Annotated in this window: 26 protein-coding genes; 23 read left to right on the top strand and 3 right to left on the bottom strand. The window is 44.7% G+C overall.

Features of this window, described 5'->3' with window-relative positions:
- The first annotated feature begins 2 nt into the window (after positions 1-2).
- Genes rpoC through IT398_02500 form a run of 3 tightly spaced genes read left to right on the top strand, consistent with a single transcriptional unit; the run spans position 3 to position 6,503 of the window.
- The gene (gene rpoC, locus IT398_02490) at positions 3-3,617 is read left to right on the top strand and encodes a DNA-directed RNA polymerase subunit beta' (protein ID MCC6290908.1); all 3,615 of its coding nucleotides are present in this window, start codon (positions 3-5) and stop codon (positions 3,615-3,617) included.
- On the top strand, positions 3,618-5,285 hold the full coding sequence (dnaG, locus tag IT398_02495; GenBank protein ID MCC6290909.1) for a DNA primase: 1,668 nt from the start codon (positions 3,618-3,620) through the stop codon (positions 5,283-5,285).
- Between the two features lie 9 nt (positions 5,286-5,294).
- Positions 5,295-6,503, top strand: a complete 1,209-nt coding sequence (locus IT398_02500; protein ID MCC6290910.1) for a sigma-70 family RNA polymerase sigma factor — start codon at positions 5,295-5,297, stop codon at positions 6,501-6,503.
- 4 nt (positions 6,504-6,507) lie between these two features.
- Here the strand turns inward: IT398_02500 and IT398_02505 are convergent, their stop codons facing one another.
- Both IT398_02505 and IT398_02510 read right to left on the bottom strand, forming a co-directional pair.
- Complete coding sequence (locus IT398_02505) at positions 6,508-7,185, bottom strand: DsbA family protein (GenBank protein ID MCC6290911.1); 678 nt, start codon at positions 7,183-7,185, stop codon at positions 6,508-6,510.
- A gap of 29 nt (positions 7,186-7,214) precedes the next feature.
- Positions 7,215-7,712 (bottom strand): L-threonylcarbamoyladenylate synthase, encoded by a 498-nt coding sequence (locus IT398_02510; GenBank protein MCC6290912.1) that lies wholly within the window; start codon positions 7,710-7,712, stop codon positions 7,215-7,217.
- A 76-nt stretch (positions 7,713-7,788) separates the two neighbouring features.
- On the opposite strand from IT398_02510, the gene IT398_02515 reads away from it, so the two are divergent.
- From IT398_02515 to dnaJ, 16 genes are all read left to right on the top strand, one after another.
- Entirely contained in the window at positions 7,789-9,510 is a 1,722-nt protein-coding gene (locus tag IT398_02515; GenBank protein ID MCC6290913.1) for an alanine--tRNA ligase, read from the top strand.
- Between the two features lie 222 nt (positions 9,511-9,732).
- A complete protein-coding gene (locus IT398_02520; GenBank protein ID MCC6290914.1) occupies positions 9,733-10,560 on the top strand; it encodes a hypothetical protein in 828 nt (275 codons plus the stop codon).
- Positions 10,561-10,666: 106 nt separating this feature from the next.
- Positions 10,667-11,695: a hypothetical protein gene (locus IT398_02525; protein ID MCC6290915.1), complete on the top strand. Its 1,029-nt coding sequence runs from the start codon at positions 10,667-10,669 to the stop codon at positions 11,693-11,695.
- Positions 11,695-12,951: a hypothetical protein gene (locus IT398_02530; protein MCC6290916.1), complete on the top strand. Its 1,257-nt coding sequence runs from the start codon at positions 11,695-11,697 to the stop codon at positions 12,949-12,951. Before IT398_02525 ends, IT398_02530 begins: the two co-directional genes overlap by 1 nt.
- A gap of 45 nt (positions 12,952-12,996) precedes the next feature.
- Positions 12,997-13,212 carry a translation initiation factor IF-1 gene (gene infA, locus IT398_02535; protein ID MCC6290917.1) on the top strand — a complete coding sequence of 72 codons (216 nt, stop codon included), beginning with the start codon at positions 12,997-12,999 and terminating at the stop codon, positions 13,210-13,212.
- On the top strand, positions 13,209-13,322 hold the full coding sequence (rpmJ, locus tag IT398_02540) for a 50S ribosomal protein L36 (protein ID MCC6290918.1): 114 nt from the start codon (positions 13,209-13,211) through the stop codon (positions 13,320-13,322). Before infA ends, rpmJ begins: the two co-directional genes overlap by 4 nt.
- A gap of 3 nt (positions 13,323-13,325) precedes the next feature.
- A complete protein-coding gene (rpsM, locus tag IT398_02545; protein ID MCC6290919.1) occupies positions 13,326-13,706 on the top strand; it encodes a 30S ribosomal protein S13 in 381 nt (126 codons plus the stop codon).
- Positions 13,707-13,708: 2 nt separating this feature from the next.
- A complete protein-coding gene (rpsK, locus tag IT398_02550; GenBank protein MCC6290920.1) occupies positions 13,709-14,137 on the top strand; it encodes a 30S ribosomal protein S11 in 429 nt (142 codons plus the stop codon).
- A gap of 15 nt (positions 14,138-14,152) precedes the next feature.
- Entirely contained in the window at positions 14,153-14,800 is a 648-nt protein-coding gene (rpsD, locus tag IT398_02555) for a 30S ribosomal protein S4 (protein ID MCC6290921.1), read from the top strand.
- A gap of 40 nt (positions 14,801-14,840) precedes the next feature.
- Positions 14,841-15,803: a DNA-directed RNA polymerase subunit alpha gene (locus IT398_02560; protein MCC6290922.1), complete on the top strand. Its 963-nt coding sequence runs from the start codon at positions 14,841-14,843 to the stop codon at positions 15,801-15,803.
- A gap of 1 nt (position 15,804) precedes the next feature.
- Positions 15,805-16,155, top strand: a complete 351-nt coding sequence (rplQ, locus tag IT398_02565) for a 50S ribosomal protein L17 (protein ID MCC6290923.1) — start codon at positions 15,805-15,807, stop codon at positions 16,153-16,155.
- Positions 16,156-16,159: 4 nt separating this feature from the next.
- A complete protein-coding gene (locus IT398_02570) occupies positions 16,160-16,516 on the top strand; it encodes an uL13 family ribosomal protein (GenBank protein ID MCC6290924.1) in 357 nt (118 codons plus the stop codon).
- Between the two features lie 2 nt (positions 16,517-16,518).
- Entirely contained in the window at positions 16,519-16,935 is a 417-nt protein-coding gene (gene rpsI / locus IT398_02575) for a 30S ribosomal protein S9 (protein ID MCC6290925.1), read from the top strand.
- A gap of 204 nt (positions 16,936-17,139) precedes the next feature.
- Positions 17,140-17,646, top strand: a complete 507-nt coding sequence (locus tag IT398_02580; GenBank protein ID MCC6290926.1) for a nucleotide exchange factor GrpE — start codon at positions 17,140-17,142, stop codon at positions 17,644-17,646.
- Between the two features lie 24 nt (positions 17,647-17,670).
- Entirely contained in the window at positions 17,671-19,533 is a 1,863-nt protein-coding gene (gene dnaK / locus IT398_02585) for a molecular chaperone DnaK (GenBank protein ID MCC6290927.1), read from the top strand.
- Positions 19,526-20,602, top strand: a complete 1,077-nt coding sequence (gene dnaJ / locus IT398_02590) for a molecular chaperone DnaJ (GenBank protein MCC6290928.1) — start codon at positions 19,526-19,528, stop codon at positions 20,600-20,602. The genes dnaK and dnaJ overlap by 8 nt, the downstream gene beginning before the upstream one ends.
- Here dnaJ and IT398_02595 read toward each other — a convergent pair.
- Positions 20,582-21,553: a histidinol-phosphate aminotransferase family protein gene (locus IT398_02595; GenBank protein MCC6290929.1), complete on the bottom strand. Its 972-nt coding sequence runs from the start codon at positions 21,551-21,553 to the stop codon at positions 20,582-20,584. The genes dnaJ and IT398_02595 overlap by 21 nt on opposite strands.
- Before the next feature lie 44 nt (positions 21,554-21,597).
- Here IT398_02595 and IT398_02600 point away from each other — a divergent pair, with 44 nt between their 5' ends.
- From IT398_02600 to IT398_02615, 4 genes are read left to right on the top strand one after another with little or no spacing between them, the layout of a single operon-like run.
- Positions 21,598-23,061 carry a phenylacetate--CoA ligase family protein gene (locus IT398_02600; GenBank protein ID MCC6290930.1) on the top strand — a complete coding sequence of 488 codons (1,464 nt, stop codon included), beginning with the start codon at positions 21,598-21,600 and terminating at the stop codon, positions 23,059-23,061.
- 5 nt (positions 23,062-23,066) lie between these two features.
- Positions 23,067-24,191 carry a ThiF family adenylyltransferase gene (locus tag IT398_02605; protein ID MCC6290931.1) on the top strand — a complete coding sequence of 375 codons (1,125 nt, stop codon included), beginning with the start codon at positions 23,067-23,069 and terminating at the stop codon, positions 24,189-24,191.
- Between the two features lie 9 nt (positions 24,192-24,200).
- Positions 24,201-25,244, top strand: coding sequence for a nitroreductase family protein (locus IT398_02610; GenBank protein ID MCC6290932.1), 1,044 nt, complete (start codon positions 24,201-24,203; stop codon positions 25,242-25,244).
- A 34-nt stretch (positions 25,245-25,278) separates the two neighbouring features.
- Positions 25,279-26,895 carry a hypothetical protein gene (locus tag IT398_02615; GenBank protein ID MCC6290933.1) on the top strand — a complete coding sequence of 539 codons (1,617 nt, stop codon included), beginning with the start codon at positions 25,279-25,281 and terminating at the stop codon, positions 26,893-26,895.
- The last annotated feature ends 46 nt before the right edge of the window (positions 26,896-26,941 follow it).

Below are 26,941 nucleotides of genomic sequence, written 5' to 3' on the forward strand. Positions count from 1 at the left end.
TTATGATTACTCCAAAAAGAAACGAAACGGAATTGGATTTTAACGCAATCAGTTTGCGTTTGGCCAGTCCAGAACGAATTCGTGAGTGGTCACGTGGCGAGGTTACGAAACCGGAGACAATAAATTATCGAACTGGTCGTAGCGAGCGAGGTGGCCTTTTTGACGAGCGTATTTTCGGGCCAGAACGTGATTATGAATGTTACTGTGGCAAGTATCGCCGAATTCGCTACAAAGATATTGTCTGCGAGCGTTGTGGCGTAGAGGTTACCAACTCAATTGTTCGCCGTGAACGAATGGGGCATATTGAGTTGGCTTCACCCGTCTCTCACATCTGGTTCGTGCGGGCAATACCCTCTCGTCTCGGGCTCTTTCTCAATCTCTCAATGACCGATTTGGAGAAGGTTGTTTATTTTGCCGGCTACATTGTGACCAAAGTAAACGTTGAAGATAAGGCGAAATTGCTCAAGGATATTGATCAAGAGTACAAACAACGATTGAAAACGCTGCAAGATGACCGAAGTAAGGAAGCACTGAAAGAACAAATGCAGAACGCGAAGAATAGTCTGGAAAACTTAACTGTCGGTCGGGTCTTGGATGAGGTTGCTTATCATCGTTTGTCGTTAAAATATGGTTCGGTTTTTGAGGCCGAGATTGGGGCCGAAGCGCTCTATAACATTTGTTGCAATGCTGACTTGGGTAAACTTTTGATTGAAGTAGAAGGTGAGTTAGCTGAAGCAAGCGCACTGGAACGTGTTCGGATTCAGAAACGCTACAATCTAATTAAATCAATGAAACGTGCGGGTCTACGCCCGGAGTGGATGTTCCTAATGGCGGTGCCCGTTATCCCACCAGACTTACGACCGATGGTGGCGCTTGACGGTGGACGACACGCGACAAGTGATGTAAACGATCTTTATCGCCGGGTGATTAACCGCAATAATCGTCTAAGGAAGCTCAAGGAATTAAGCGCACCAGAAGTCATCTTGCGTAATGAGAAGAGAATTCTTCAAGAAGCAGTTGATGCATTAATCGATAATTCTATTCGTCGTGGTCAGGGTGCCGGTGCGGTTAATCCAGCCCAGCGTCGACCACTTAAATCACTTTCCGACTCACTTCGCGGTAAACAAGGGCGTTTCCGTCAGAATCTATTGGGTAAGCGGGTAGATTACTCCGGTCGCTCGGTTATTGTTGTCGGCCCAGATTTGAAGCTTTCTGAATGTGGTTTACCAAAACATATCGCATTGGAACTTTTTCGGCCGTTTGTAATCGCAAAAATTCTCGAAAGAGAGTTTGCCTTCAATATTCGCGGTGCTGGACGTCTAATCAGTGACCAGGTACCAGAAGTCTGGGCCATTCTCGAAGAAGTGATTAAAGACAAATATGTCCTCTTGAATCGTGCTCCAACTCTACACCGTCTTGGTATCCAAGCTTTTCGTCCGATTTTGATTGAGGGTAATTCCATTCAAGTTCATCCGCTGGTTTGTTCTGCTTTCAATGCTGACTTCGACGGTGACATGATGGCCGTACACATCCCACTTTCTGTTCCCGCCCAGAGAGAAGCAAGAGAATTAATGGCGGCCAACAAAAATATTCTTAAACCAGGGAATGGCAGTCCAGTTATAAACCTTAAACTGGATATTGTGCTTGGTTGTTACTGGGTAACGAAGTTTCGTGACGAGACCGAGGAGGCCGTTCAGTTTTTTGGTAGTCCGGAGGAGGCAATCACCGCCTACAATTTCGACGCCATTAACATTCGAGAAAAGATTAAGGTTCTAATAAAAGACGAGATGCTTGAAACTTCGGTTGGGCGCATTCTCTTTAATCGTAATCTGCCGGGTGATTTGCCTTTTCTGAATAAAGAAGTTACTGGCAAGGAAATTAGCACGATAATGGATCGCCTAATAAGTGAGCGCACAATTGACGAGGTGAGTAATATCCTCGATCGTCTGAAAGATTTTGGCTTTCATTACGCTACTATTTCTGGAACGACTTGGGGACTAGACGATATTCAGGTTCCAGAAGCAAAGGCGGGGATCGTCGACGGGGCGAGGGTTGAGGCAGCGGCATTGGAAGATAAATATAACGAAGGTCTACTCTCTAGCAACGAAAAGTATCTTCTAACACTGAAGATCTGGAACACAACAAAAAATAAAATTGAGAAGGTTCTCATTGACGGCTTGAATAAGGAAGGCTCAGTTTTTCACATGCTTACATCCGGGGCACGCGGTTCCACGAGTCAAATTAGTCAGATGTCTGGTATGAAGGGCTTGATTATTAACCCCGCCGGTGAACGCATTGCCTTCCCGATTATTTCGTCTTACAAAGAAGGTCTCACTCCTCTTGAGTACTTTATTACAACGCACGGTTCTCGTAAAACTCTCACCGATACGGCGCTCAATACAGCTAAGGCTGGTTACCTTACGCGGCGTTTGGTTTATGTCGCTGAGGATATAAGAATCACCGAGATTGATTGCGGTGACACTGATGGTAAATTAATTTCGACATCCCAGACATCTGGTTTCAACCGTGGTATTGCCCACTTGATTTGGGGTCGTGTCCTTGCGCGGGATCTTAAAACAAAGGAGGGTAAGGTCTTGTTCAAAAAAGGCCACCTCATTCTTCGTGAAGAGGCGCAGGTGGCAGAAAAAGAGGGCGTGGAGGAAGCACAAATTAGGACCCTACTTACTTGTCAGTCGAAAGAGGGTGTGTGTCAGCAATGTTACGGCAAGGACTTAGGACGGGGTCGTTTGGTGGAAATTGGCGAACCAGTTGGTATTGTGGCGGCCCAAGCAATCGGTGAGCCGGGGACTCAGCTGACAATGCGCACAAAGCACTCTGGTGGTGTCGATGTTGGAGGTGACATTGTGGGTGGTTTGCCACGGGTGGAAGAAATTTTTGAAAGACGCAGTCCCAAGAATCCCGCGCTTGTCTCGACTGTAGATGGAACAGTTTTGGAAGTGAAGAAAGATCATAAACAAATAACCATCACAATCCTTGCGGCACCAGGGACGAAGCTGGCCAAGGGCAAGAGTGAGAATGTAGAATTTATTGTGCCACTTTTGCGCGAGGTTCTAGTGAAGAAGGGTGACGACGTGAAGCGAGGTCAACTTCTAACGGACGGTCCAGCTGATCTACAGGAGATGTTTCGTTTTAGTGGCAAGGCAGAAACAGAGGAGTATATCATCGATGAGATTAGCAAGATCTATGAGTTACAAGGTGCTTCCATTTCCCGCAAACACATTGAATTGATTATCCGGCAGATGTTTTCTCGTCGAAAAATTAAACAAACTGGTAGTAGCAACTTTGATCAGGGGGAGATTGTGGAGAATCACGATCTGCTTGACTCAAACGCTGTGGGTAAAAAGAAGAATGCTGAAGAAGCAACGGCTGAAACGGTGTTGCTTGGTATCTCGGAGGTTTCCCTCAATACCGGGAGCTTCGTCTCTGCGGTGGCGTTCGGTCAGCCTACACGAGTGCTTATTCGTACGGCGGTGAAGGGGGGCGTGGCTAAACTTCGAGGTCTAAAGGAGAATGTGATAGTTGGACGCCTAATTCCAGCCGGCACTGGTCTTCGACCTGATTTCTGGAAAAGAAATAACGGAGACACGATCGCTTAAATGTCGTCAACCGTTGAACAAGTAAAAGCTAAATTAAATATCGTCGATTTTGTCTCCGATTATCTTAAACTTGAAAAGGCGGGGACAAACTGGAAGGCGCGATGTCCTTTCCATAACGAAAAAACACCGTCTTTCTTTGTCTCACCCGCAAGGCAGACTTGGCATTGTTTTGGTTGCAATCGTGGTGGAGATTTGATTAGTTTTGCCGAAGAGATTGAGGGTCTGGAATTCTTACCGGCCCTCAAAATGCTGGCCGAGCGGGTTGGTGTACCCCTGGAATCGTCTCATGTTCGTAAAGATAATACCGAGAAAGAAAATCTCTATCGTCTGTTGGAGGTGGCGCGAGACTATTACGTGGAACAATTATCAGATCAGATCGCGGCGAGGGAATACCTGATTAGTCGTGGTTTAAAACCGGAAACGATGAAAAGCTTTGCTTTGGGTTTCGCGCCTGCTGGTTGGCAAAGTCTAACGAGTTTTCTCTCGGGACGGCGGTTTAGCGAAGACATAATGCTGAAGTCGGGTTTAGTTTTACGTTCGGAGAAAAATGGTAGCATCTATGATCGTTTTCGCTCGCGGATTATGTTTCCTTTGTCTGATTCGGCTGGTCGGGTTGTTGGCTTTTCGGGAAGAATTTTTGGCGAGGATGATGGTTCTGGTTCTGTTGGGGGAAAATATGTGAACACACCAGAGACTATTCTTTATCACAAGTCAGACATCCTTTATGCTTACGATCGTGCCAAGCTTGCAATCCGACGCGCAGGACACTGCATTGTCGTAGAGGGTCAGTTGGATTTACTTTTGTCACATCAATCGGGATTCCTTCAAACCGTCGCTGTTTCTGGCACGGCACTAACCAATGAACATCTCACGTTAATTAAACGATTGACCGACAAGATTGTGATGGCTTTTGATGGTGACAAGGCCGGTTTGGCGGCGGCGAGTCGTTCGATTTCACTGGCCCTCGCTGCTGGCTTTGAGGTTAAGTTGGTTGCACTGCCGAAGGGCCACGATCCGGCCGATATTATTGTGAAGGATGAAAAGATTTGGTCGGACTTGCTTAATGGAGCGAAGCCGGTGATTGATTTCTTGCTCGACACGATGACAACCAGCGCCAAGGACAAATTAGATCTAATCCACAAGATCGAACAGGATGTTTATCCCTATTTAGTTTCTCTACCGAACGCCCATGATCGGGAATACTATCTCTCCAGGGTAAGTTTGTTGACCCAGTTATCAGAAAACATCATAAGGGAGAAGTTATATTCTATCAAAAAAATGGAATCAAAAATTGGTGGCAAGGTGGCCACAACAGAAACGCGGACGGATAGAATTCTCACTCAATTATTTGGCCTCTGGTGGCAGGGCCAAGATTTGAAAGAAAGATTACGGAATATTTTGGGGGAGAAGAGATTTAATGAAACTATGGCAAAATTAGAGTTGAAGAAAAATGAGCTGGTGTTGACCATGGAACTTGGTTATGCTGGAATGGCGTCAGATAAGCTGGAACAGGAAATTCAGGAACTATTTAGCAATTTACAAATTGATTTGTGGCAGGAGGAGATTGAAAAATTACGTTTTAAATTGAGTCGAGAGCCGGAACAGGAAGACACAATTCTAAAAGAGCTACAAAAGATTTATCAAAAAATTAGTGATTTAAAAAAATAAAAAATAATTATGCCAAAAAAAATAAAGAGAAAGAAGTTACCGGTGAATAAGGCAAAAAAGATAAAGTCTAAAACAAAAAAGATCCAGAGGAAGGTAAAGCCAAAACTAAAGCAGAAATCAAAAGTTAAACCAACTAAAACTAAAACTGTCGCGGTGCGTGAACGCGAACAGAATGAACAGAAAATAGGGAGATTGCTTCAAAGGGGAAGGGGGCGTGGCTTCGTGACCTACGCGGAATTACTAAAGGAGTTTCCGACAATTGAAACTAATCTGACTCTGCTGGACGAAATCTATGAAAAGTTTGAACTTGCCGGTGTCGATGTCTTGGAAGAAGGAGGATTACTTGATGATGTGGATGAGGCTAAACTCCAGGAACGTCTTGGTGGTGGTTCGCTGGACTCCGTTCAAATGTATCTGAAGGAAATTGGTAAGCATAAGCTAATCAATGCGGCCGATGAGCGTGAGCTCGCACGACGAATTCTGCAGGGTGACGAAGAAGCCAAGAAAGCACTGGCTCATGCGAACCTGCGATTGGTAGTCTCGATTGCGAAGCGTTACATTGGACGGAGCGCAGATCTAACTCTGCTTGATCTAATTCAGGAGGGTAACCTCGGTCTTTTTAAGGCGGTTGAGAAATTCGATTGGACCCGTGGTTACAAATTTTCTACTTATGCTACTTGGTGGATTCGTCAGGCGGTTACACGGGCGCTTGCTGATCAGTCGCGTACGATTCGTATTCCTGTCCATATGGTTGAGACAATTGCGAAGTACAAGCAGGTGGTTAGACGACTGACACAAGACCTCGGCCGTGAACCATTACCAGCCGAGATTGCTACCGAGATGGGTGTTGATATCGAGAAGGTCTATACCATCGAACAAATTGACCAGAGTACAACCTCTCTAGACAAGCCGACGAACAGCGATGAGGAACGCTCCACGCTTGGTGAATTTATTCCAGATCAGAAAATTGCGTCACCAGACAAAGATGCTTCCCACCGGATTCTTCGAGATCAGATTCAGGAGATTCTAGCGGATTTATCACCGAAGGAACGAAGGATTCTAGAGATGCGGCACGGTCTCACTGATGGGGTAATGCGAACCCTGGAAGAAGTGGGTTTGGAATTCGGTGTGACTCGTGAGCGTATTCGTCAGATTGAAGCAAAGGCTCACGAGAAAATTCGTCAGCACGACAAGGCAAAAAAACTTATGGGTTATTGAATCCTTACTCAATACCCAACTCTTTCTTGAGAATTGCTTCTAGCTTGTCGAATGGCATTGCCCCGCCCAGTTCTTTGGCCCCGTCCTTCTTGTTGATAATAATACTGAATGGCGTATAAGCAGCGCCGGTTTCTACGGCATTGTCTACATCACGCTTGATACGCTGGACTGATTCCCCGTTTGTTAAACAGGAATCGAAGGCCTGGCGGTTAATTCCCAGTTCCTCTGCTAGTTGGGAAAGAAGCGCTAGGTCTAGGCCATTGTTGGAGGGTGTTATATCGAAAATTTTATCGGTATATTGCCAGAATTTGTCCTCACCCCCAAGAGCGGCGACACATTCGGTGGCCTCGGCTTCCTTCTGTGCCTTAGGATGAATTTCCAATGGCAAGTGGCGGTAGACCCACCTCACGTCATTACCATAACTTTTCATAACTTGCTCCATTGTTTTGTGGAACTGTTTACAAAAAGGACACTCTAAATCGGAATATTCCAGAATAGTTATCTGTGCTGACGGGTTACCTCGAATATGGTCGGTATTGTCTATTGTAAGTAATTTTTTTGGTTTAAATTCTGGAACAGAGGGACCATTTGACGCTTTTTGTCCGTTATAAATTACAGCTCCGGCAATTATAATTCCGGCAATTACAATCGCGGCCGGGACGCTTAATTTATTATTTTCCATATGGTGGTTATTCTAACAGCTGTCAAAACTTAGCGCAAATAAAGAACTTTCTTTCCCCAGAATTTGATTAAACGGGATGGTTTTTTGCCGGTTTTTCCTGCAAGATAAAAATCTATGTTCTGACCAAAGTACCTTTTTGCTTCAATAATATCCTCTGCTGGCGGCTTGCCTTCTGGGTTGGCACTTGTGGCAATAAGTGGACCGGTTTCTGAAATTACTTTCCTGAGCCAAACGAGTTTAGGAAGACGAAAAGCAATATTATTTATAATAATGCTGGTTGGCCCGGGCCAGAATTCACCTAGTCTACTTTTGAGATTTTTGTCTAATTTTATGTCAAACAGTTCAAGATCTTCTAAACGACTAATCAAGATTATGAACGGCTTGTTTCTCGCTCGCTTTTTTAAAGTATAGATTCTCTTGACCGCCCTCGGCGTAAGAGCCCTGCCCACCAGACCATAGATTGTGTCCGTTGGTAAAACGCCTACGCCGCCAGATTTTAGAATATTTATGATGTCACCTTTTCTCATAATTTAGTGGAAATCATCGATGGTGAACATAGCAACTTACTTTCAATTCGTCAATTTTTTTGCTAGAGTTTTCCCAATGGATTCGAAAGAAATCAGACAGAGGTTTCTGGAATTTTTCAAAGCGAGGGGGCATACGATTATGTCTTCCTCGTCGCTTGTGCCGGAAAACGATCCGTCGGTTCTCTTTACTACAGCGGGGATGCAGCAATTCAAACCCTATTACACGGGCGAGAAAAACGCGCAGGAGGACTTCAGTTCATCGAGCGCAACCTCAGTTCAAAAGTGCGTGCGAACCTCTGATATTGAAGAGGTGGGGGATGACACGCATCTCACCTTCTTTGAAATGCTGGGCAACTTCTCTTTCGGGGGCTATTTCAAAGAAGAAGCAATAAAGTATGCATACGAGTTTATTACTCAAGGAGTGAAGTTGCCGATTTCTTATGTCACTGTTTTTGAGGGTAAGGGTTCTGTGCCTAAGGATGGTGAATCGAAGAAAATCTGGGAATCTCTCGGCGTAACGGATATTCGCGAACAAGGAATGGAAGATGTATTCTGGGGTCCAACCGGTGATTCTGGTCCCTGTGGCCCGACCACCGAAATTTATTGTAGGAATAAGGGTGGCGAAGACGTGGAAATCTGGAACATTGTGTTCAATGAATATTTCTGTGATAGTAACAGAGAAAATCTTTTAGCAGACAAGGCGACCCTGACGGCCTTAGAGACAAAAGGTATTGATACCGGAATGGGTTTAGAGCGTTTGTTGACTACTGTTCAAGGAAAAACCAGTATTTTCGAAACAGATTTATTTTCTCCAATCATCACTAAAATCGAAGAATTTTCCAATTCTGGCGACACGAAAGCGAAGAGGGTTGTGGCTGATCATATTAGAACCGCCGTTTTCATGATTGCTGATGGTGTTACTCCCTCCAACACAGATAGTGGATATATCTTGCGGAGACTGTTGCGGCGATCAGTGCGCTATGCCGACACCCTTAACTTTAAACCCAACTCATTGTTTCGATTGGTGGAGACAGTGATCGATAAATATGGTGATGTCTATGAAAATCTAAAAATAAATAAGGAGAAAATAAAACAAGAGGTTGAGAGAGAGGAGAATAAATTTCGTGAGACTCTGAAAAGAGGTTTGCAGGAATTTGAAAAAGGGGCAGACCCGTTCCTTCTCTTCACTTCTTATGGCTTCCCCCTTGAATTAATAAAAGAATTAGCGGTTGAAAAAGGCCTAAAGATTGATGAGGAAAAATTTGCAATCGAAATGGAGAAACACCAAGAAACTTCTCGTGCCGGAGCGGGGAAAAAGTTTAAGGGCGGCTTGGCTGATGCGGGTGACGAGAAGGTGGTGCAATATCACACCGCTACCCACTTATTGCATCAAGCACTTCATGATGTACTTGGAGACAATGTTGCCCAGAAGGGGAGTAACATTACAAGTGAGCGTTTGCGTTTCGACTTTGCTCACAGCCAAAAATTAACCGACCAAGAAAAACAAAAAATAGAAGAGATTGTGAATCAGAAAATTGAGGAAAAGCTCCCGGTACAGACTATCGTTTTACCGAAAGTTGAGGCCGAGAAAGTTGGAGCGCGGATGTTCTTCGGTGATAAGTATGGCGACCAGGTTAGTGTTTATTTCATCGGGGAAAGTTTGGAGCGGGCTTATTCCAAGGAGTTTTGCGGTGGGCCGCACGTGGGCAATACGCAAGATTTGAAAGGAGTATTCAAAATTGTGAAGGAAGAGGCGGTCGCTTCTGGCGTGAGGCGGATTAAGGCGGTGTTGGAATAGGGTTGGGGGGTTATTGTGTTCGGCGGGCTTCTTGTGTTACTCTGGAGCTGATAGGGGTCCACCCACCCCAGTCACCCCCGCTTGCGAGAATGTCGTGTCTCGCAAGCGGATTTTATTGTTCCCAGTACTTGACTAAAATGGGCTATTGTGTATAATTGTGAACGGAAATAGCTCGAGCCATTGTGGCCCTTTGACAACATTTTTCTGAAAGGAGGTTCTTCAATGAACCAGCAAGAGGAAGGTTTGAAGATCCCGAACTGGTTGAGAAGTTTCATCGGAGCATTCTGTGGTGGCATTGTGGGTGGAGTGTTCATCTACACCTATGTCGGCAATGTGGCTTGGTCGCTCATCGGCTTCGCTGTGGGTTGCTTGACAGCCTACATCTTACCGCGACCGATCGTTTTCGGTCAGAAGATGAAGGAGGTCTGGAGGGGGGTGCGGTGGATTAGTCCCAGGAAACGACGAAGACTGGAGATGGTGGTACTTTATCCCACCCCTTTCATTTGGGGCTGCAGTGTCGTCCTGTGGTTGCCAGCCCTTCTCTTCTTGGGTGGCCAGGAGGATCTGGCGGAAGTATTGGGATTGATTGTGGGTTTATATTCGGCAACCGTCTGGTTTCTGTTGATTTTGTTGTCCTTTGTGAACCAACCGTCTTTTCCTGCTTATCGCGGCATGAAGAAGATGGCGAAGCGGTGCAACTTTTTCACCGCTCCGTTTTGGGCTCTTTGGCTATTGTGGCAGGTTCTGAAGGTGGCCGGTAAGGTCGTTGTGTCCCTTCCAGAATTAGCGGGAGCGATTATGCAGGGAATGTCCTACTGCGTTAAATTTCTCTACCGATTCACCTATCACACCTTCGTTCTCACGAGCGAGAATTGTCGATTGGTGGCCGTGTTCGGCGCCGCCCTGGGGATGCTTTACGGAGCCGTGTATCAGACTAGCTCGCCCTTGATTATGGGGGTGATGGGCGGGATGGTTAGTCTTGCCATTAGTGGCATGACTTGGCTTGCTCTTCGGGTATTGCCACTGCCGGCGAGATCGGCTACAATCTAGGGTAGATTTGGTCCTTTCATTTGCTCCTCCAACTCGGCCGTCCACGTTTTACAATTTCTATCTAGAAGTTGGCGTGGACGGCCTTTTTTTATGTTATAATTTCGGAATGTCGGTTCGGGCCATCGTGTATGTTGGTAGCTCAAGCGTTAGTGGGGGATTGATTAGTGAGAAAAAATTAGTTTTTCAAACAGAAAAGGAGTGCCGAGTGCCAGAAAAACTGGAAGGTAAAATATTTTTGGATGACGTTGGAGAAACACTGAAGCGGGTAATGGCGGATTTGCTTGGTGCGAAAATGGGATCGCCAGAGAAAGTGCTTATTTTCCTTGCATCGCCATTTATTGTCGGAAGCCTGAACATCATTCGTCACACCGCGGAGAAACCGTTTTCCGTTACCGAGAAACTGGTGGGCGAATTATTGATGAAAGAAACGGAGAAGATAAAAAACGACCCCAAACAATCTCTGATCGATTCGAAGATTATGCGTTTCCGTCTTAACGGATATACGGTTAATGAACCACACGGTCAGGTCGTCTCCAATCTGGAAATCGCGCATTATCTGAGTGTGGCCTCTAGAGAGGTGACGGAGAAATTTGGCGGGATTATCCGCTCGGCTTGTCATCATGATCAGGTGGAATGGCATTCTTCAAGTTTTGCAATTTTCACTAGCCTGCGAGATAAACGGCCGACAGAACAGAGCTTTGTCCTGGTTGATATTGGTGGGGAATTAACGGAACTAACTCTCGTGTGGCGGGGGATTATCCGCGAGACGATGTCCTACCCTATTGGTTCACACGCCTTGGTGCGCGAAGCAATGGTAAGTGGTGAGCAAGCGTCGGTCGTTGCAAGAGCAAAGTTGGAATCAGAAGGAGAGGACAAAAAAGGACGAGACTACAAATCGGAAACGGAATGGGCGGAGTCTTTCGTTGCTGGATTAGAGAAAGTACTTCAACATCGTTTCTGGTCTGGTGAGATCGTTTTACTGGTTGAGGAGGGTTCGCTGGGTTCCAGATTTGCCAAAATTTTACGACAAGCTGATTTGGGGAAAACTATTTTCAGTGCCAAGTTGCCAGTAATCAATCTTCTTGAACCAAAGACGCTTTCTCTTTTAACAGATTTTTGTGTTAAAATAAAATAATGAAAATGGATGAGATTAAAGTACGGCGAAGCTTGCGTGAAGTTTTGCCACCAAAACGTGCTCAGTCTGTACCGCCGCCTCCGAAACCGCAATATGTCCGTACGTCACGGGCACCGCGTCGATTCCGGCTGGGTTGGTTTGTCGGGGCGGTATTTGTACTTGTGTTTGTAATTTTTTTCGGCACGCTGGCACTTGCGCGAGTTACGGTAGAGATTACGCCGACCCTCATCAATCTACCACTATCCGACACACTCACGATTTCCCGTGATGGCAAGGGGCTCGCTTTCGATGTCGTGACTTTGCCCACGCAAACAGCCAGTAAGGTCGTGAAAGTTTCCGGGACAGAGAAGGTCAGTCGTTCGGCAAGCGGTCAGATTGTCATTTATAATAATTATAGTTCAGCGGCCCAAAAGCTAATTGCGAATACTCGCTTTCAGACTGAAAATGGTAAGGTTTATCGGATTCGTGACGCCATTACTGTTCCGGGGACAAAAATAGTTAATGGCAAGGTGACGCCCGGTTCAGTGGAGACAACTGTCTATGCCGATGCACCCGGGGCAGACTACAATGGCGAGGCAACGGATTTCACTATCCCTGGATTTAAGGGCGATCCTCGGTTTGATAAGTTTTTTGCTCGATCCAAGACAGCATTGACGGGTGGTTTCATCGGTGAGGCTCCAAACTTGTCTGAGGAAGAAGAGTCTCGAACAAGGGCCCAGCTTCGGGCTGATATTACTCGTGACTTACTTAATGAAGCGCGGACTAAGATTCCCGAGACATTCATTCTTCTGGATTCCCTGGCCCTCGTTGACGTGAAGGATGTATCAGATCTTGGTTTTAGTGACAACGGTTCAGCTGTCACTCTCAAAGAAAGTGCAACACTTACTGCCATAATATTGCCTCGAGCCGGCTTACTTGAAAAATTGGTCGGCGCCAGAGTCCCTGGATTCACGCCGGGTGATTTAGAAATTAATAATATGGCGGATTTACGAATTGCCTTCAACAACACGCCGACCAATAGTTTAATGGAAGTTAAGGAAGAGACACTGCAAGTTTCCGGTTCGGTTGTCCTTACTCCGATTATCAATCAGATTGATCTGGCCAGTAAATTAGCGGGGGTGAAGAAAAGTGAGATCGATGAGGTTGTCTCGCAGGTTAGGGGATTAGAAAAAATTAAGGTAACTTATCGACCCCCCTGGCTTCGGGGAATTCCCTCCGACCCGACCCGAATTACTTTTAAATTCCCTGTGTCTTGACTGTAATGATGATTATCTGCTACACTGGCGTGGTTAACTTTAAACATGGAAATTGACGGTAAAGACGTGGTTTCCGGTGTCGTGGTGAAAGCCTTGCCCAACACCTTGTTTGAAGTGTTATTGGAGTCGTCGGAAAAGGCGATTTTGGCCTATCTTTCGGGCAAAATGCGGATTCATCGAATTCGTGTTCTGGTCGGAGATAAGGTAGAAGTCTTGCTTGATCCCTACGGCGGCAAAGGTAGAATTATTAGACGACTATGAAAGTTCGAGCATCAATCAAAAAGCGTTGTGCTGACTGTAAGATGGTCCGTCGGAGTGGCCATCTCTATGTTCTGTGTCGGACTAAACCAAGCCATAAACAAAAACAGTAATTTATGCGTATTGCCGGTATCACCATCCCTGATGATAAGCGTTTAGAAGTGGCCCTAACCACGATTTATGGCATTGGCCGAAGTCGTGCTCGTTCGATTCTAGACGATGCTAAAATTGACCACAACGAACGCACCAAGAAACTTACGTCTGAACAGGAGAACACCATCCGCCACATTATTGAGGGATATAAAACCGAGGGAGTGCTCAAGCGCGAAGTCTCCTCAAATATTAAACGCTTGATTGATGTGAAAAGTTACCGTGGCACTCGTCACGCGAAGAAACTACCATCTCGTGGGCAGCGAACTAAGACAAATTCACGAACTCGTCGTGGTAATGTCCGCAAGACTATGGGTTCTGGTCGTAAAAAGGTAGAGAAGAAATAATTATGGGTAAAAAAAGAATCACAACCGAATCGGGTAGTGGTAACGCTGTTGTCGCCAAGACGGTGGTATCCTCAAGCAAAAAGAAATTAGCTAGTGGCGTTTTCCATATCGAGGCAACTTACAACAATACGAAAATTCTTCTCACCGATCTCTCTGGGAATGCCTATCTGTGGTCTTCCTCTGGCTCACTCGGTTTTCGGGGGGCCAAAAAAGGAACACCGTTTGCTGCTGGCCGTGTCGCAGAACTACTAGCCGACCGGTCTCAGGCGCTTGGCTTGAAGGAAATTGACGTTATTCTAAAGGGTGTGGGGGCGGGGCGTGAGGCGGCAATCCGTGCCTTTTCCGGTAAGGGATTGGTGATTAACAATATTAAGGACGTAACCCCGGTGCCTTTCAATGGACCGAAACCTAAGAAACCACGTCGCGTTTAATTTTTTAAAATAATTATGATTATCGGACCAAAATTTAAAATTGCTCGTCGACTCGGTAGTCGGGTTTTCCCAAAAACGCAGACTTCTAAGTTTAGTTTATCTTCGGAAATGGGGCGTGGTGGTAAGAAGCCGGGTGGGCGTAGACCAAAGGCCTTGTCTGAATACGGCAAGCAATTACTAGAAAAACAAAAAGCTCGCTATACCTATCTTTTGAAAGAAAGTCAGTTTGGTAGCTATGTAAAGAAAGTTCGTGACCATCATCAGGTTGGCGAGAATCCAAACGTTGTACTCTATCAAACCCTGGAGTCACGTCTTGATAATGTCGTTTTCCGTCTTGGTTTAGCACCTTCGCGTGCCGCTGCCCGTCAAATGGTCACCCACGGACACATTGTCGTGAATAATCGAAGGCTTAATATTCCTTCACACCAGATGAAGATAAACGACCGAGTTGCCGTGCGGATGGAAAGTCGTTCCGGAGGCGTCGGTAGAATGGTCACCGTTGAAGGGGGTGGGGGCGAGGAAAAAGTAACCCGCAGTGTTCCGACCTGGCTTGCCTATGATGAGGTGGGCAAGGAGGGAAAAGTTTTGGGTCGGCCACTTGTTGGGGAAACGGAAGGGGAAATCAATTTTGGAGCGATTATGGAGTTTTACAGTCGAGTTTAGGCTTTAATAATAAAAGTTAAATAATTTTAAAAAATATTTTATGATTGACTCAAATATCATCCTGCCATCTAAGCCTAAGATTATCAGCGAGGACAATGTTCGTGGTTCTTATGAGATTGAGGGCCTCTACCCTGGATATGGTCACACTCTCGGCAATTCGTTGCGTCGAATTATTCTCTCCTCACTCATTGGTGCGACGGTTACCTCGGTGAAGATTTCCGGTGCTGATCACGAATTCAGTACTTTGTCGGGCGTGAAAGAGGATGTGATTCGTATCATTTTGGCAATTAAGAAATTGCGTTTCCGAATGGAAAGTGATGGCCCTGAGCGCGTGCAATTAACGGCGAAAGGACTGGGGGAGGCCACAGCAAAAGATATCAAGGGCGGGAGTCAGGTTGAGGTCTTGAACAAAGATTTACTCATCGCTACTCTTACCGACAAGAAGGCGACGTTGGATATCGAAATGGTGGTTGAGAAGGGTCTTGGTTATGTAAGTAAGACGGCGATTCGTAAAGATCACAATGAAATTGGGACGATCTTTCTTGATGCGGTTTTTACGCCAATTAAACAGGTTAGTTATGAGGTAGAAAACATGCGCGTAGGAGACCAAACTAATTACAACCGCCTGCGTTTAAATATTGAAACTGACGGCACAATAACACCCCATGAAGCACTGGAGAAATCGATTGCGACGATGATCACTCAACTAAGGGCTATTGTTGGTTTCAAGGAAACCGAAATAGAGACTGTAGACGAAGTCGTATCACCAATACAGAAGGAGAAGACGACAGAAGCATCTCAGGATGTTTTGAAGACGCGGATGGAAGATCTCAATCTACCTGCACGGACACTTAAGGCGCTGGATAATGCTGGAATCCGCACACTCGGCGGCCTCACTAAGAAAAAGGAGGAAGACTTGAAAGATTTGGAAGGGCTGGGTGAGAAGAGTATTCAAGAAATCAAGTCATTGTTGATAGAATATGGTTTAACCCTCAAGAAATAAAATGCGACACGGTAATCACAATCGAAAGTTTGGTCGTCCTAAAAATCAACGCTTAGCTCTTATGCGTTCACTTGCCGAGAGTCTGATTTTGCGTGGCCGAATTAAGACGAGCGAAGCCAAGGCCAAAGAGCTGCGTCCGTTTGTGGAGAAATTAATAACTCGTGCTCGGGTGAAGACTTTGGCTAACCACCGCCTACTTGTTTCTCGTTTGGGTACGGCGGCCAGAGCCAAGCGGTTAATTGAGGTGGTGGCACCAAAGTATTTAGACCGGGCTGGCGGTTATACAAGGATTGTAAAATTACCAAAACGTGAAAGTGATTCTAGTCGCCAAGCTTTAATTGAGTTAGTCTAAATTTATGCCTAATGTAATTTATAAAATTGATGCAACAGGAAGGGCAATGGGCCGAGTTGCTAGTGAGGCGGCACTGGCTTTGCGTGGGAAAACTCTTGCTAATTATCAGCGTCATCTCGCACCGAAGCTCGAGGTGCACGTTGATAATGTTGGCAAGATGAACGTTAGTATTTTGAAGCGTGAGACCAAAACATACTCACGCTACACCGGATATCCTGGCGGGTTGCGCCAACCGTCACTCGCTAAAGTCATTGAGAAGCATGGTGGGCTGTCTGAGCCGCTCCGCTTGGCTGTAAAAGGAATGTTACCGCGTAACAAACTTCGTGCTGTCCTATTGAAACAGCTTCATATTACCGAATAATTATGACCACTAAAACAACAAAAACTCACGCACAATACTACGAAGGATTGGGCCGAAGGAAGGAGGCCATAGCCCGTGTTCGTTTGCTCGATGATGGGAAGAATCATTTTGTCGTTAACGGCAAGGTATTAGAAAAATATTTTCCTACAGAGGAAATGTGCCTAATCGCTAAGAGTGTTTTGACGGATCTCTCGATTACCAGCAAACTCTCCGTCAGCGCCAAACTTTTAGGTGGTGGGATTCACTCGCAAGCTGAAGCGCTTGCCCATGGTGTCGCACGGGCACTACTCAAATTTGCTCCAGAGAGGAAGGCTGATTTACGAAAAGGAAAACACTTGACACGAGATGCTAGAATGAAAGAGCGTCGTAAGTTCGGTCTGAAGAAAGCGCGCAAGTCGCCGCAGTGGTCGAAACGCTAGGTTTGTTTTTAGAAGTTTAATTTTATAGAACATGACACACTATGTTTGTCTTCAATGTGAGAAGGTGGGGGAGATGCCCGGTGTTTGTCAGACACCGGACTGTCCCGCTAAAGGTGATATTCTAGAGGAGTGTTCCTGTGATGACGAGCGCCACACCCAACTGAAGTTGAAAGCAAAAGAGATAGAGAATGACTTTAGTTAAAGATGAAGGATAAAGAACGAGAATTAGAATTTGAGGTTGAAGCGGAAGATACGCCCCCAGAAGAGGTGTTGAAGAAAATGCGCGCTAAATTGAAACAATGTCAGAGCGAGAAACAGGAGTATCTAGAAACTAGTCAACGCTTACGAGCAGACTATATAAATCTGAAACGCAACAGTGAGCAAGAAAGAATCCAGACGATCAAATTTGCTAATGAGAATTTGCTTTTAGAACTGATTGATCTGATGGACAATCTGGATCAGGCGACAGCTTGGTTCCCCGGTACAGAACAGATCGCCAGCAAGTTCGTAGCAATCCTCAAACAAAATGGCGTAGAGATAATTGATCCTCTCCGGCAAACCTTCAATCCGTCTGAGTCCCAGGCAATTGCTACAGTTGACACAAATAAAGAAGAGGAAGATAATATCGTGCTGGAAGTGTCGCAGAAGGGTTACCGTCTTAACGGTAGGGTGGTTCGGCCAGCAAGTGTGAAGGTGGGGCATAAAGTTTAATTATTAGTTTTTAAAATATAAATTATGGCAAAAATTTTAGGCATTGATCTTGGTACCACTAACTCCGCCATGGCTTATATCGAGGGCGGGGAGCCAAAAATTATTGAAAATAACGACGGGGCGCGAACGACCCCCTCAATCGTTGCGCTTTCAAAGTCTGGTGAGCGATTGGTGGGGCTTCTGGCGAAGCGTCAGGCTGTGACGAATCCCAAAAATACAATCTTTGGCGTAAAAAGAATGATGGGACACAAGTTCGAGGACGCTAATATCCAACGTGATCGTGGGACAGTACCTTATGCGATTGAACGTTCGGAAGATGGTGGGGTAAAGGTTAAATTGGGCGATAAGTTTAATCGTCCAGAAGAGATTTCGGCCCTCATTTTACAAAAATTAAAGAAGGATGCGGAAGCGCATCTGGGTGAGAAGATTGAAGAGGCGGTGATTACTGTACCAGCCTATTTTGATGATTCTCAACGGAAGGCGACACGTGATGCTGGGGAAATCGCTGGTTTCAAGGTTCGCCGAATTATCAATGAACCGACCGCGGCGGCGTTGGCTTATGGTTTCAATAAACGTAAAGACGAACAAATCGTTGTTTATGACTTTGGTGGCGGTACATTCGACATCTCTGTTTTGGAAATTACTGGCGCGGAGGGTGATCAGAGTATTGTTGTTAAATCGACGGACGGTGATTCTCACATGGGCGGAGAGGACATTGATCAGAAGATTGTTCAATGGATTGCCGCAGAGTACAAAAAGGAGAGTGGGATTGATGTAATAAAAGATGAGTTAGCTCTCCAGCGGTTGAAGGAAGCCGCAGAGAAAGCAAAACATGAGCTGTCCACCCTTAATGAAACAGAAATTAATCTGCCGTTCATTACCTCTGACGCTTCTGGACCCAAACATCTTTTAATCAAAATGAGTCGCTCCAGACTCGAAGATTTGGCGCGGGAATATATTGATCGCTCCATCATGATTACCAAGCGGGCCGTCGAAGCCTCGGGTTACAAATTTACCGACATTGACGAGGTTATTCTCGTGGGTGGTCAGACGAGGATGCCGGCAATTATTGCGGAGGTTAAGAAATTATTCGGTAAAGAGCCGAATCGTTCCATCAATCCAGATGAGGTGGTGGCGGTTGGAGCGGCGATTCAAGCGGGGATTTTTCAGGGAGATGTTAAGGATGTTTTATTGCTTGATGTGATACCTCTTAGTCTTGGAATCGAGACTTTAGGGGGCGTAAGTACCAAGATTATTGAGCGAAATACAACGATTCCCACTTCTCGTTCTCAAATTTTTTCTACCGCTGCGGACAACCAAACCAGTGTGGAGATCCATATTACACAAGGCGAGCGGCCACTTGCCTCTGACAACAAGTCTCTTGGTCGCTTTGTTTTGGACAGCATTGCTCCAGCTGGTCGTGGTTTGCCCCAGATTGAGGTAACTTTTGACATTGATGCCAATGGAATTTTAAGCGTGAAGGCTAAGGATAAATCTACAGGTAAGGAACAATCTATCAGAATTGAGGCGCGCTCTGGTTTGACTGATGCTGACATTGAGAAAATGAAAAAAGATGCTGAACTTCACGCCGAAGAAGATAAACAGAAGAAAGAATTGATTGACACACAGAATCTTGCAGATCAAGTGATTCATATGTCGGAGAAGGCTCTAAAAGACGCTGAGGGAAAACTGTCCGCCGAATTGGTGAAGGAGGTGGAAGAAAAAATCGGGGCTCTTAAAACGGCAAAAACCAGTAACAACTTGTCTGAAATCAAACAGGCAGTGGACGCATTATCAAGTTCTGCACAGAAAATTGGCGCGGAGCTAAGCAAACAAACCCAAACTCCACCACCACCGTCAGAAGAACCAGAACAAAAGAATGGCTAAAGATTATTATAATATTCTTGGGGTACAGCGTGGTGCCTCTAAGGAAGAAATAAAGAAAGCGTTCCATAAGCTGGCACACAAGTACCATCCAGATAAAAAGGGGGGTGATGAGGAGAAATTTAAGGAGGCTAGCGAAGCTTATCAAACACTCTCCGACGAGCAAAAAAGACGTCAGTACGATGCTTATGGTACTACAGGTGCTCAGGGTGGTTTTGGCGGTGGCACAGAAGGTTTCGGTTTTGATTTCAGTAACTTTACTGGTGCGAATGGCGCGGATTTCCAATTTGATCTTGGTGACATTTTCGGTGATTTTTTCGGTGGCCAGGGTAATCGTGGTGTTCAGAAAAAACGTGGTCGTGACATATCTGTCGATATTCAGATCTCCTTTCCTGAATCGGTGTTTGGTACCGAGAGGAATGTTTTATTAACCAAGGTTGGTGTCTGCGAGATTTGCAGTGGCTCTGGTGCCGCGCCTGGTTCGAGTCAAAAGTCGTGTGCTAAATGTGGTGGCAAGGGTAAACTTCACGAGACGCGACGATCTCTTATCGGGACATTCACAACTGCTCGCGAGTGTGAGCAATGTGGTGGCTTGGGGCAAGTGCCAGAAAAACCGTGTAGTACTTGTTCCGGTCGTGGCACATTGAAAAAAACCGAGGAAATCAAAATTGTGATTCCGTCGGGGATCGAGAACGGAGAGATGATTAGATTGGCCGCCAAGGGTGAAGCTATTGCTCGGGGAGTGGCTGGCGATCTTTATGTTCGTGTTCATGTGGAGAAACACCCAACTTTCAAACGTGATGGGCAAAACTTGATGATGGATTTATCGGTCAAACTTTCTGACGCGCTGCTCGGGCACGAATACTCAATTACAGCGCTCGATGGTGAAATTAAAGTAAGGGTGCCGGCTGGGGTCGCCTTTGGGGAGATTATTCGAGTACCCGGGAAAGGTGTGCCAAATACTGGTGGTCGTCGTGGAGATTTACTTGTCCGTGTAGTTATAAAAACGCCCGTAAAACTTTCAAAAAAAGCGAGAACGTTAATTGAGGAATTAAGGGAAGAGGGAGTTTAGTGAGTCTTTTATCAGCTTTAACTTATTTGACGGAGGAATAGTGACGCGAACATGACTTTTTAGACAATTTTTGCCGTCAGGATAGTCAGCGAGATCTTTCAGGAGAATATTTCTTCGCTTTAAGGATTCAAAAAATTTCTTAGTATCATTGACACCTAGGGTCAGGAAATTAGTCTGACTTGAGAAATATTCTATTTTTTGTTTTTGAAGAAAAATTTCTAACTCGGATCTCACTCTCTGGTTCTCCCTAACGTATTGGTTCATTTTTTTAATCCCAACGCGTCCAAGAGAATCTATTCCGGCTTTCAACGCAAGATGGCTCACAATATATGGTGGCCCCTTTAATTTTTCTAGCTTTTCTATCATTTTCTCGTGGGCGATAACGTAGCCAAAACGGGCTCCCGCCAGTCCAAACGCCTTCGAGAGTGTTCTTAGGATTATTAGTTCGGGATATTTCTTGATCAACGATTTTATCGTTATGCCGTAAAATTCAAAATATGCCTCGTCAACAATGGTTAGGGTCTTGTTTCTACTTGCACATAGTAAAATAGAGTCGAGCTCTGAATGAGAAAAAGCGTAACCGATTGGATTATTGGGGTTAGAGATGTACAAACCACGGTTCCTACCAGACTTGAGATGTTTTATTATTGTTTGACTTGAGAACGATTTGGAATAGGGCAACTTCTTGAAGATGAGTTTACGGCTTAACTCAAATTTGTCATAAAAGACAAATGTCGGGACCGGTAATAGAATTTGTTCTTTTTCTCGGAATAAAAAAGAGAAAATTAAGTCCAGGGCGTGATAGGAGCCATTAGTGATTAGTAGGTTGTTTGGCGCTACAGCTGCGTAGTTTGCTATAGCTTTTTTCGCTCGGGCATAATCTTCTTTACGAGCATAATCATAGCCTGGCGCTATTTTCACCGGTTTTTCGTTGAGGTCTAGTTTAAGCATTTACAGCAACATCTTTCTACTATATAATCACTCCATTCTAACATATGGTCAACCGTAAATCAGGCTCTATTTTGAGAGCAATCAAAACTAAGAAGTCGTCTTACTGGGAACGGATTCGAAAACAACGCTCCCTGTCACTTTTTCATCAAGCTTCGCGAGAGGTCCCAGCTTATAAGGATTTCCTCAGGAAACACAAAATTGACCCCAATAAGGTTAAGGAATTCGAGGATCTAGAAATTTTACCCCACGTGACGAAAGACAACTATCTTCGGAAATATTCTCTGCCCGATTTGAGTTGGGGCGGGACGCTAGATCATCCTCTTGTCTATACCTCGACATCCGGTTCGACTGGTAATCCTGTCTATTTTCACCGTTCTTTCCGGTTAGATTGGCAGTCTTCAATTCTTCACGAGATGTACTATTCTTTTGGGCAAAAAAGCAATGGCCCGACGCTTGTCATTGTCTGTTTTGGTATGGGGGTTTGGATTGGGGGCATAATCACTTATCAAGCGTTTAGACTAATGAAAGAACGTGGACACAACCTTTCTCTCATTACACCCGGCATTAACAAGGAAGAGATATTTAGAGCTCTTAAAAATCTTTCGCCTTTCTATGCCCAGACAATTCTAGTGGGATATCCGCCATTTATCAAAGACATCGTTGATGAATCGGAGGAAAGGGGGATAAACTTAAAAAAAATTGGTTTAAGGGTTCTATGCGCCGCAGAACCCTTTGATGAGAAATTCCGACGTTACCTTATAAAAAAATCGGGCGCCGACCACAAGACAGGAGTTACTAATATCTATGGTACGGCCGATTTGGGTACGATGGCCATAGAAACACAGCTATCGATTACTATTCGCGAAAGCACCGTAAAGAGGCCGGACATATTTAAGGAGCTCTTTGGGGAAATCAATAAGACACCGACCCTGTGTCAGTATATTCCAGACCATATTTCTTTTGATACAACCCAGAACGGCGATATTCTAATAACTGGTGACAACTCAATTCCCCTGATTCGTTACGCCATCGGTGATCATGGGGGGACCTATTCTGCAGAAATGTTGGAAAAAAAATTGACGGATTTGGGGCAAAAGGTTGATTTTATTCAACATTTACCCTTTGTGTATGTGTACGAAAGAGCAGACATGTCCACCACACTTTATGGTCTTCAGGTTTATCCAGAACCATTGCGGGAAATATTTTTGCAACAACCCTTTGTTAATTACTGCACGGGCAAGTTTATGTTAGAAACCAGGTTCAATCGAAAGCAAGACCAATATTTACTTATACACATTGAATTACGCAAAAACAAGAAGATTACGGATATAATAAGAAGAGCGTTGCTGAGAGCCATCGTCCTTCAACTAGAGAATAAAAATTCTGAATTCCGCGAGTTGCACAAAATGCTGGGACGGCGCTCATGGCCTAAGGTTGTTTTTTGGCCGTATGAGGATCAGAAATACTTTAAGGTTGGGATCAAACAAAAGTGGGTAAAGGGCAACTAAAAAATATGAATCCAATTAAACTAGATCGGGCATGTGATAATTTCGAAGAATTTAAGACTCGATTAAATCCAACTAGGGTTATCGACCAATATGAGGTACTGTTGGACGATCTATTTACAATCCGAACGCCGCACACTAAGTTTATGGTTGATTACAAAGAGGAGTTGGACGAATTTGTTTCAGATTATCTTGCTGGCAAAAATATAATTGATGTTGGAGAGTGGTTTTTCTTTCCTTGGAATGGTCTTTTGGTTCATTATTTACCCGATCAAGAACACCAGGAGGTTCGCACAGCGAGGAATAGAAATATTATCACAGAAGATGAGCAAAAGAAGTTTTATAATTACCGAGTAGCAATTGCTGGTTTAAGCGTTGGCAGTCATCCAGCGTTGACAATGGGGATGATGGGTGGACCAAAGATGATGAAACTTGCTGACCCAGATGTCTTGGGACCCTCCAATCTTAATCGTTTGCGTTATGATTTTACTACCATTGGTGATAAGAAGGTTGATCTTGTGGTAAATACTCTCTGGCAGATGAATCCCTATGGTGACTACCATCGTTATTCTGTCGGTGTGACAACAGGAAATATTGACCAGTTTTTGGAGGGCGTAGATTTATTGGTGGAGGAGGTTGATAATTTAGAAATGAAAATACGCCTGCGCTTAGAAGCCAGAAAACGTGGTATCCCCGTAATAATGGCAACTGATAATGGTGACAACGTGATTGTTGATATCGAACGTTTTGATTTGGAGAAAAATTTGGAGCTCTTTAATGGGATCGCTGGACATATAGACTTGGAAGAATTTCAGAAAATAAAACCAGCGGATCTTCCAAAACTGGCAACAAAAATTGCCGGAAAGGATATGGTGATGCCACGAATGTTGGATTCTCTGCTTGGTGTTGGTAAGACGCTCTATTCTTGGCCCCAACTTGGTGATGCCGCCACCTTGGCGGGAGTATCGCTGGCGTATATCACGAAGCGGTTAGCTCTAGGGGAATCACTTCGGTCTGGAAAGCTGGAAGTAAACCTAGATAAAATTTTTGATCCCGACTACGATCTACCCGAGAATCAGGGGAGACGAGATGCTAATCGATCCCAGTTTGCCAAGATAATTGGACTGGAATAGAATCTATCTATGGATGATCTGAAGAAGATCGTTTCTGAAGCGGTTTGGGCCCCATCTGGCGACAATTCCCAGCCATGGAGGTTTGTGATTGGGGAACTCTCTGTCAAGATTTTTAATCTTCCAGATCGGGACAACCCAATTCTCAATTTTAAAAAAAGTGGCTCATATATTGCACATGGTGCTTTAATCGAAAATATCACGATCTTGGCTGGGGAATTTGGCTATACCACTGATGTCAGGATTTTCCCAGACAGTAGCGAAGAGAATCTCGTTTCCGAAGTAATCTTTACCAAATCTCAAGTGGTTCGGAATCCACTGAGGGGGTATATAAAGGAAAGACATACAAATCGGCGACCGTATGAGGAACGTAAAATAGATGCTGTGACATTTGGTAAGCTGTTAGAGTCCGGCACAAATCAAGACGATTTGATAATTGTTGAGGAGGATTCTAAACTAAGGAAAATCTCTTCTGCTCTTAGTGTCATGGAAAGAATTGCACTCGAAAATAAGGGTCTCCACCGGCTTTTTTTTGGAGATCTTCTGTGGTCTGAGGATGATAACAAAGTAGGGAAACCCGGTCTGTTTGTAAAAACCCTAGAGATTCCCGTGATTGCGTTGTTTTTATTTAAAATTTTACGTTTTTGGCCGTGGACTAGATTGGCTAATCTCTTTGGTTTTTCGAGGATGGCTAGTTATGGAAATGCTAAGATTTATGCTAGATCCTCAGCATTCATTTTAGTTTCCACAAAAGGAAATCTGCCGGTCGACTTTGTAAATTCTGGTCGTCTTACGCAAAGGATTTGGCTGACCGCTGTTGCGGGGGGGTTAAGTGTCCAGCCCGTAACGGGTATTTTGTTTATGGGACGTCGTTTCATGTCTGGTGATACTCAAGGATTTAGTATGAGACATGTTCAAATGGCAAAAGATGCCCATAACCAGGTTCAGAGAGAGTTCGGTTTACCTCGGGACAGCAACATGATGATGGTTCTGCGAATCGGATACGCCCAAGACCCAACCGCCCACTCGTTTAGGATGTCCCCTCACTTTATCTAACAAAAACCAAAAAGTCTGCTAGAATTGTTCGTGAATGGAAATCTTCACTAATTTTGATCTGCTTTCTGTGGGTATAACGGTAGCTGGTATTCTAGTTCTCGGCTTTTCAGTTTTCTTTAGCGACAGAAAGAGTGTAACGAATAGGGCGTTTTTGTTTTTTTCGTTGGTAACCGTCTTGTGGAGCACGATTAATTATTCTTACTATCAGATCAGAGATCCGTACATTTCTTTCTGGCTTCTGAGAGCGGTTCTTTTTGTGGCCACTTGGCATGCCCTGTCATTTTTTATTTTGTCGTATGTTTTTCCAAATAAATCTGTGATCTGGCCAAAGTATCTTCTCCCGACTCTTTTTTCGACCTCACTCTTTGTCTCCATCTTGACCCTCACTCCACTCGTTTTCTCAAACATTTTGACTGTTTCTGAAATCGGCCGCATTGTGAAAATACAAAACGGTCAAGGGATTGTTGTTTTTGGGATACTGATCTCGCTCTTTATACTTGGTGGGTTATTTAACTTTATTAGAAAAACGATTAAAGCGAGGGGAATCGAGAGAAAACAGAACCGGCTTGTATTGGTGGGGCTTATTTTTACTTTTGCACTTATTTTTACATTTAATTTTATTTTGCCAGCCTTCTTCGATAGACCAGGATTTATACCACTTGGGGCACTTTTTGTCTTTCCTTTTGTCGCTTTTGTTTCCTACGCTATCATCAAACACGGCTTGCTCAATATCAAGGTCGTCACGACAGAAATTCTCACCTTTATTCTTTCGGTCGTTACTTTTGTCGAGGTTCTTTTTTCCGATGATCTAGCGCAGATAATTTTCCGGAGCGGCGTTTTTGTTTTGGTTTTAATTTTTGGTATTCTGCTGATCAAAAGTGTTCGTCGAGAAGTGGAGCAACGAGAAAAAATTGAAATACTTGCAGAAGAACTAACCATTGCTAATGAAAGACTGAAGGAACTAGATAAACAGAAGACGGAATTTTTATCAATTGCGTCGCATCAATTACGTGCACCGTTGACGGCAATCAAAGGTTATTCCTCTTTAATTTTAGAGCATTCCTTTGGTGATATTGGTGAGAAGGTTCGTGGGGCGGTCGATATAATCTTCCAGTCTAGCCAGAAACTCGTCACAGTTATTGAGGATTTCTTGAACATAACCAGAATTGAGTTAGGTAAAATGAAGTATGAAATGGGTCCAACGGATATGAAAGCCTTGGTAGAGACAGCGGTGAAGGAACTTGGTCCGCAGATTGAGAAGAGGGGTCTAGTGCTTGACGTAGAAATTCCCGCTGGTTTGAGTTTCGTGGTTACCGCTGATAGTGGAAAAATTGCTCAGGTGATTGGTAATCTAATCGACAACGCAACGAAGTACACCAAGGAGGGATCAATTACCATTGCACTTTCTCGACCAATTGGCATCGGGAAGGTGAGACTTGCAATTACCGATACGGGTGTTGGGCTTACCCCAGGAGCGCACGCCAAGTTATTTGAGAAGTTTATTAGAGCCACGGACGCGGGTAAGATTAATATCATTGGCACAGGACTCGGTCTCTATGTGGCCAAACAAATTGTGGAAGCACACAATGGTAAAATTTGGGCTGAATCACCAGGACCGGGGAAGGGGAGCACTTTTTACGTAGAATTATGATTTTTAAAAAGATAGTGTTGTCTATGAAGTTTAGAAATTAGATCAA

It is taken from the genome of Candidatus Nomurabacteria bacterium (genome assembly GCA_020847275.1).
Lineage (GTDB): Bacteria > Patescibacteriota > Minisyncoccia > Phycocordibacterales > JACOZG01 > JADLCI01.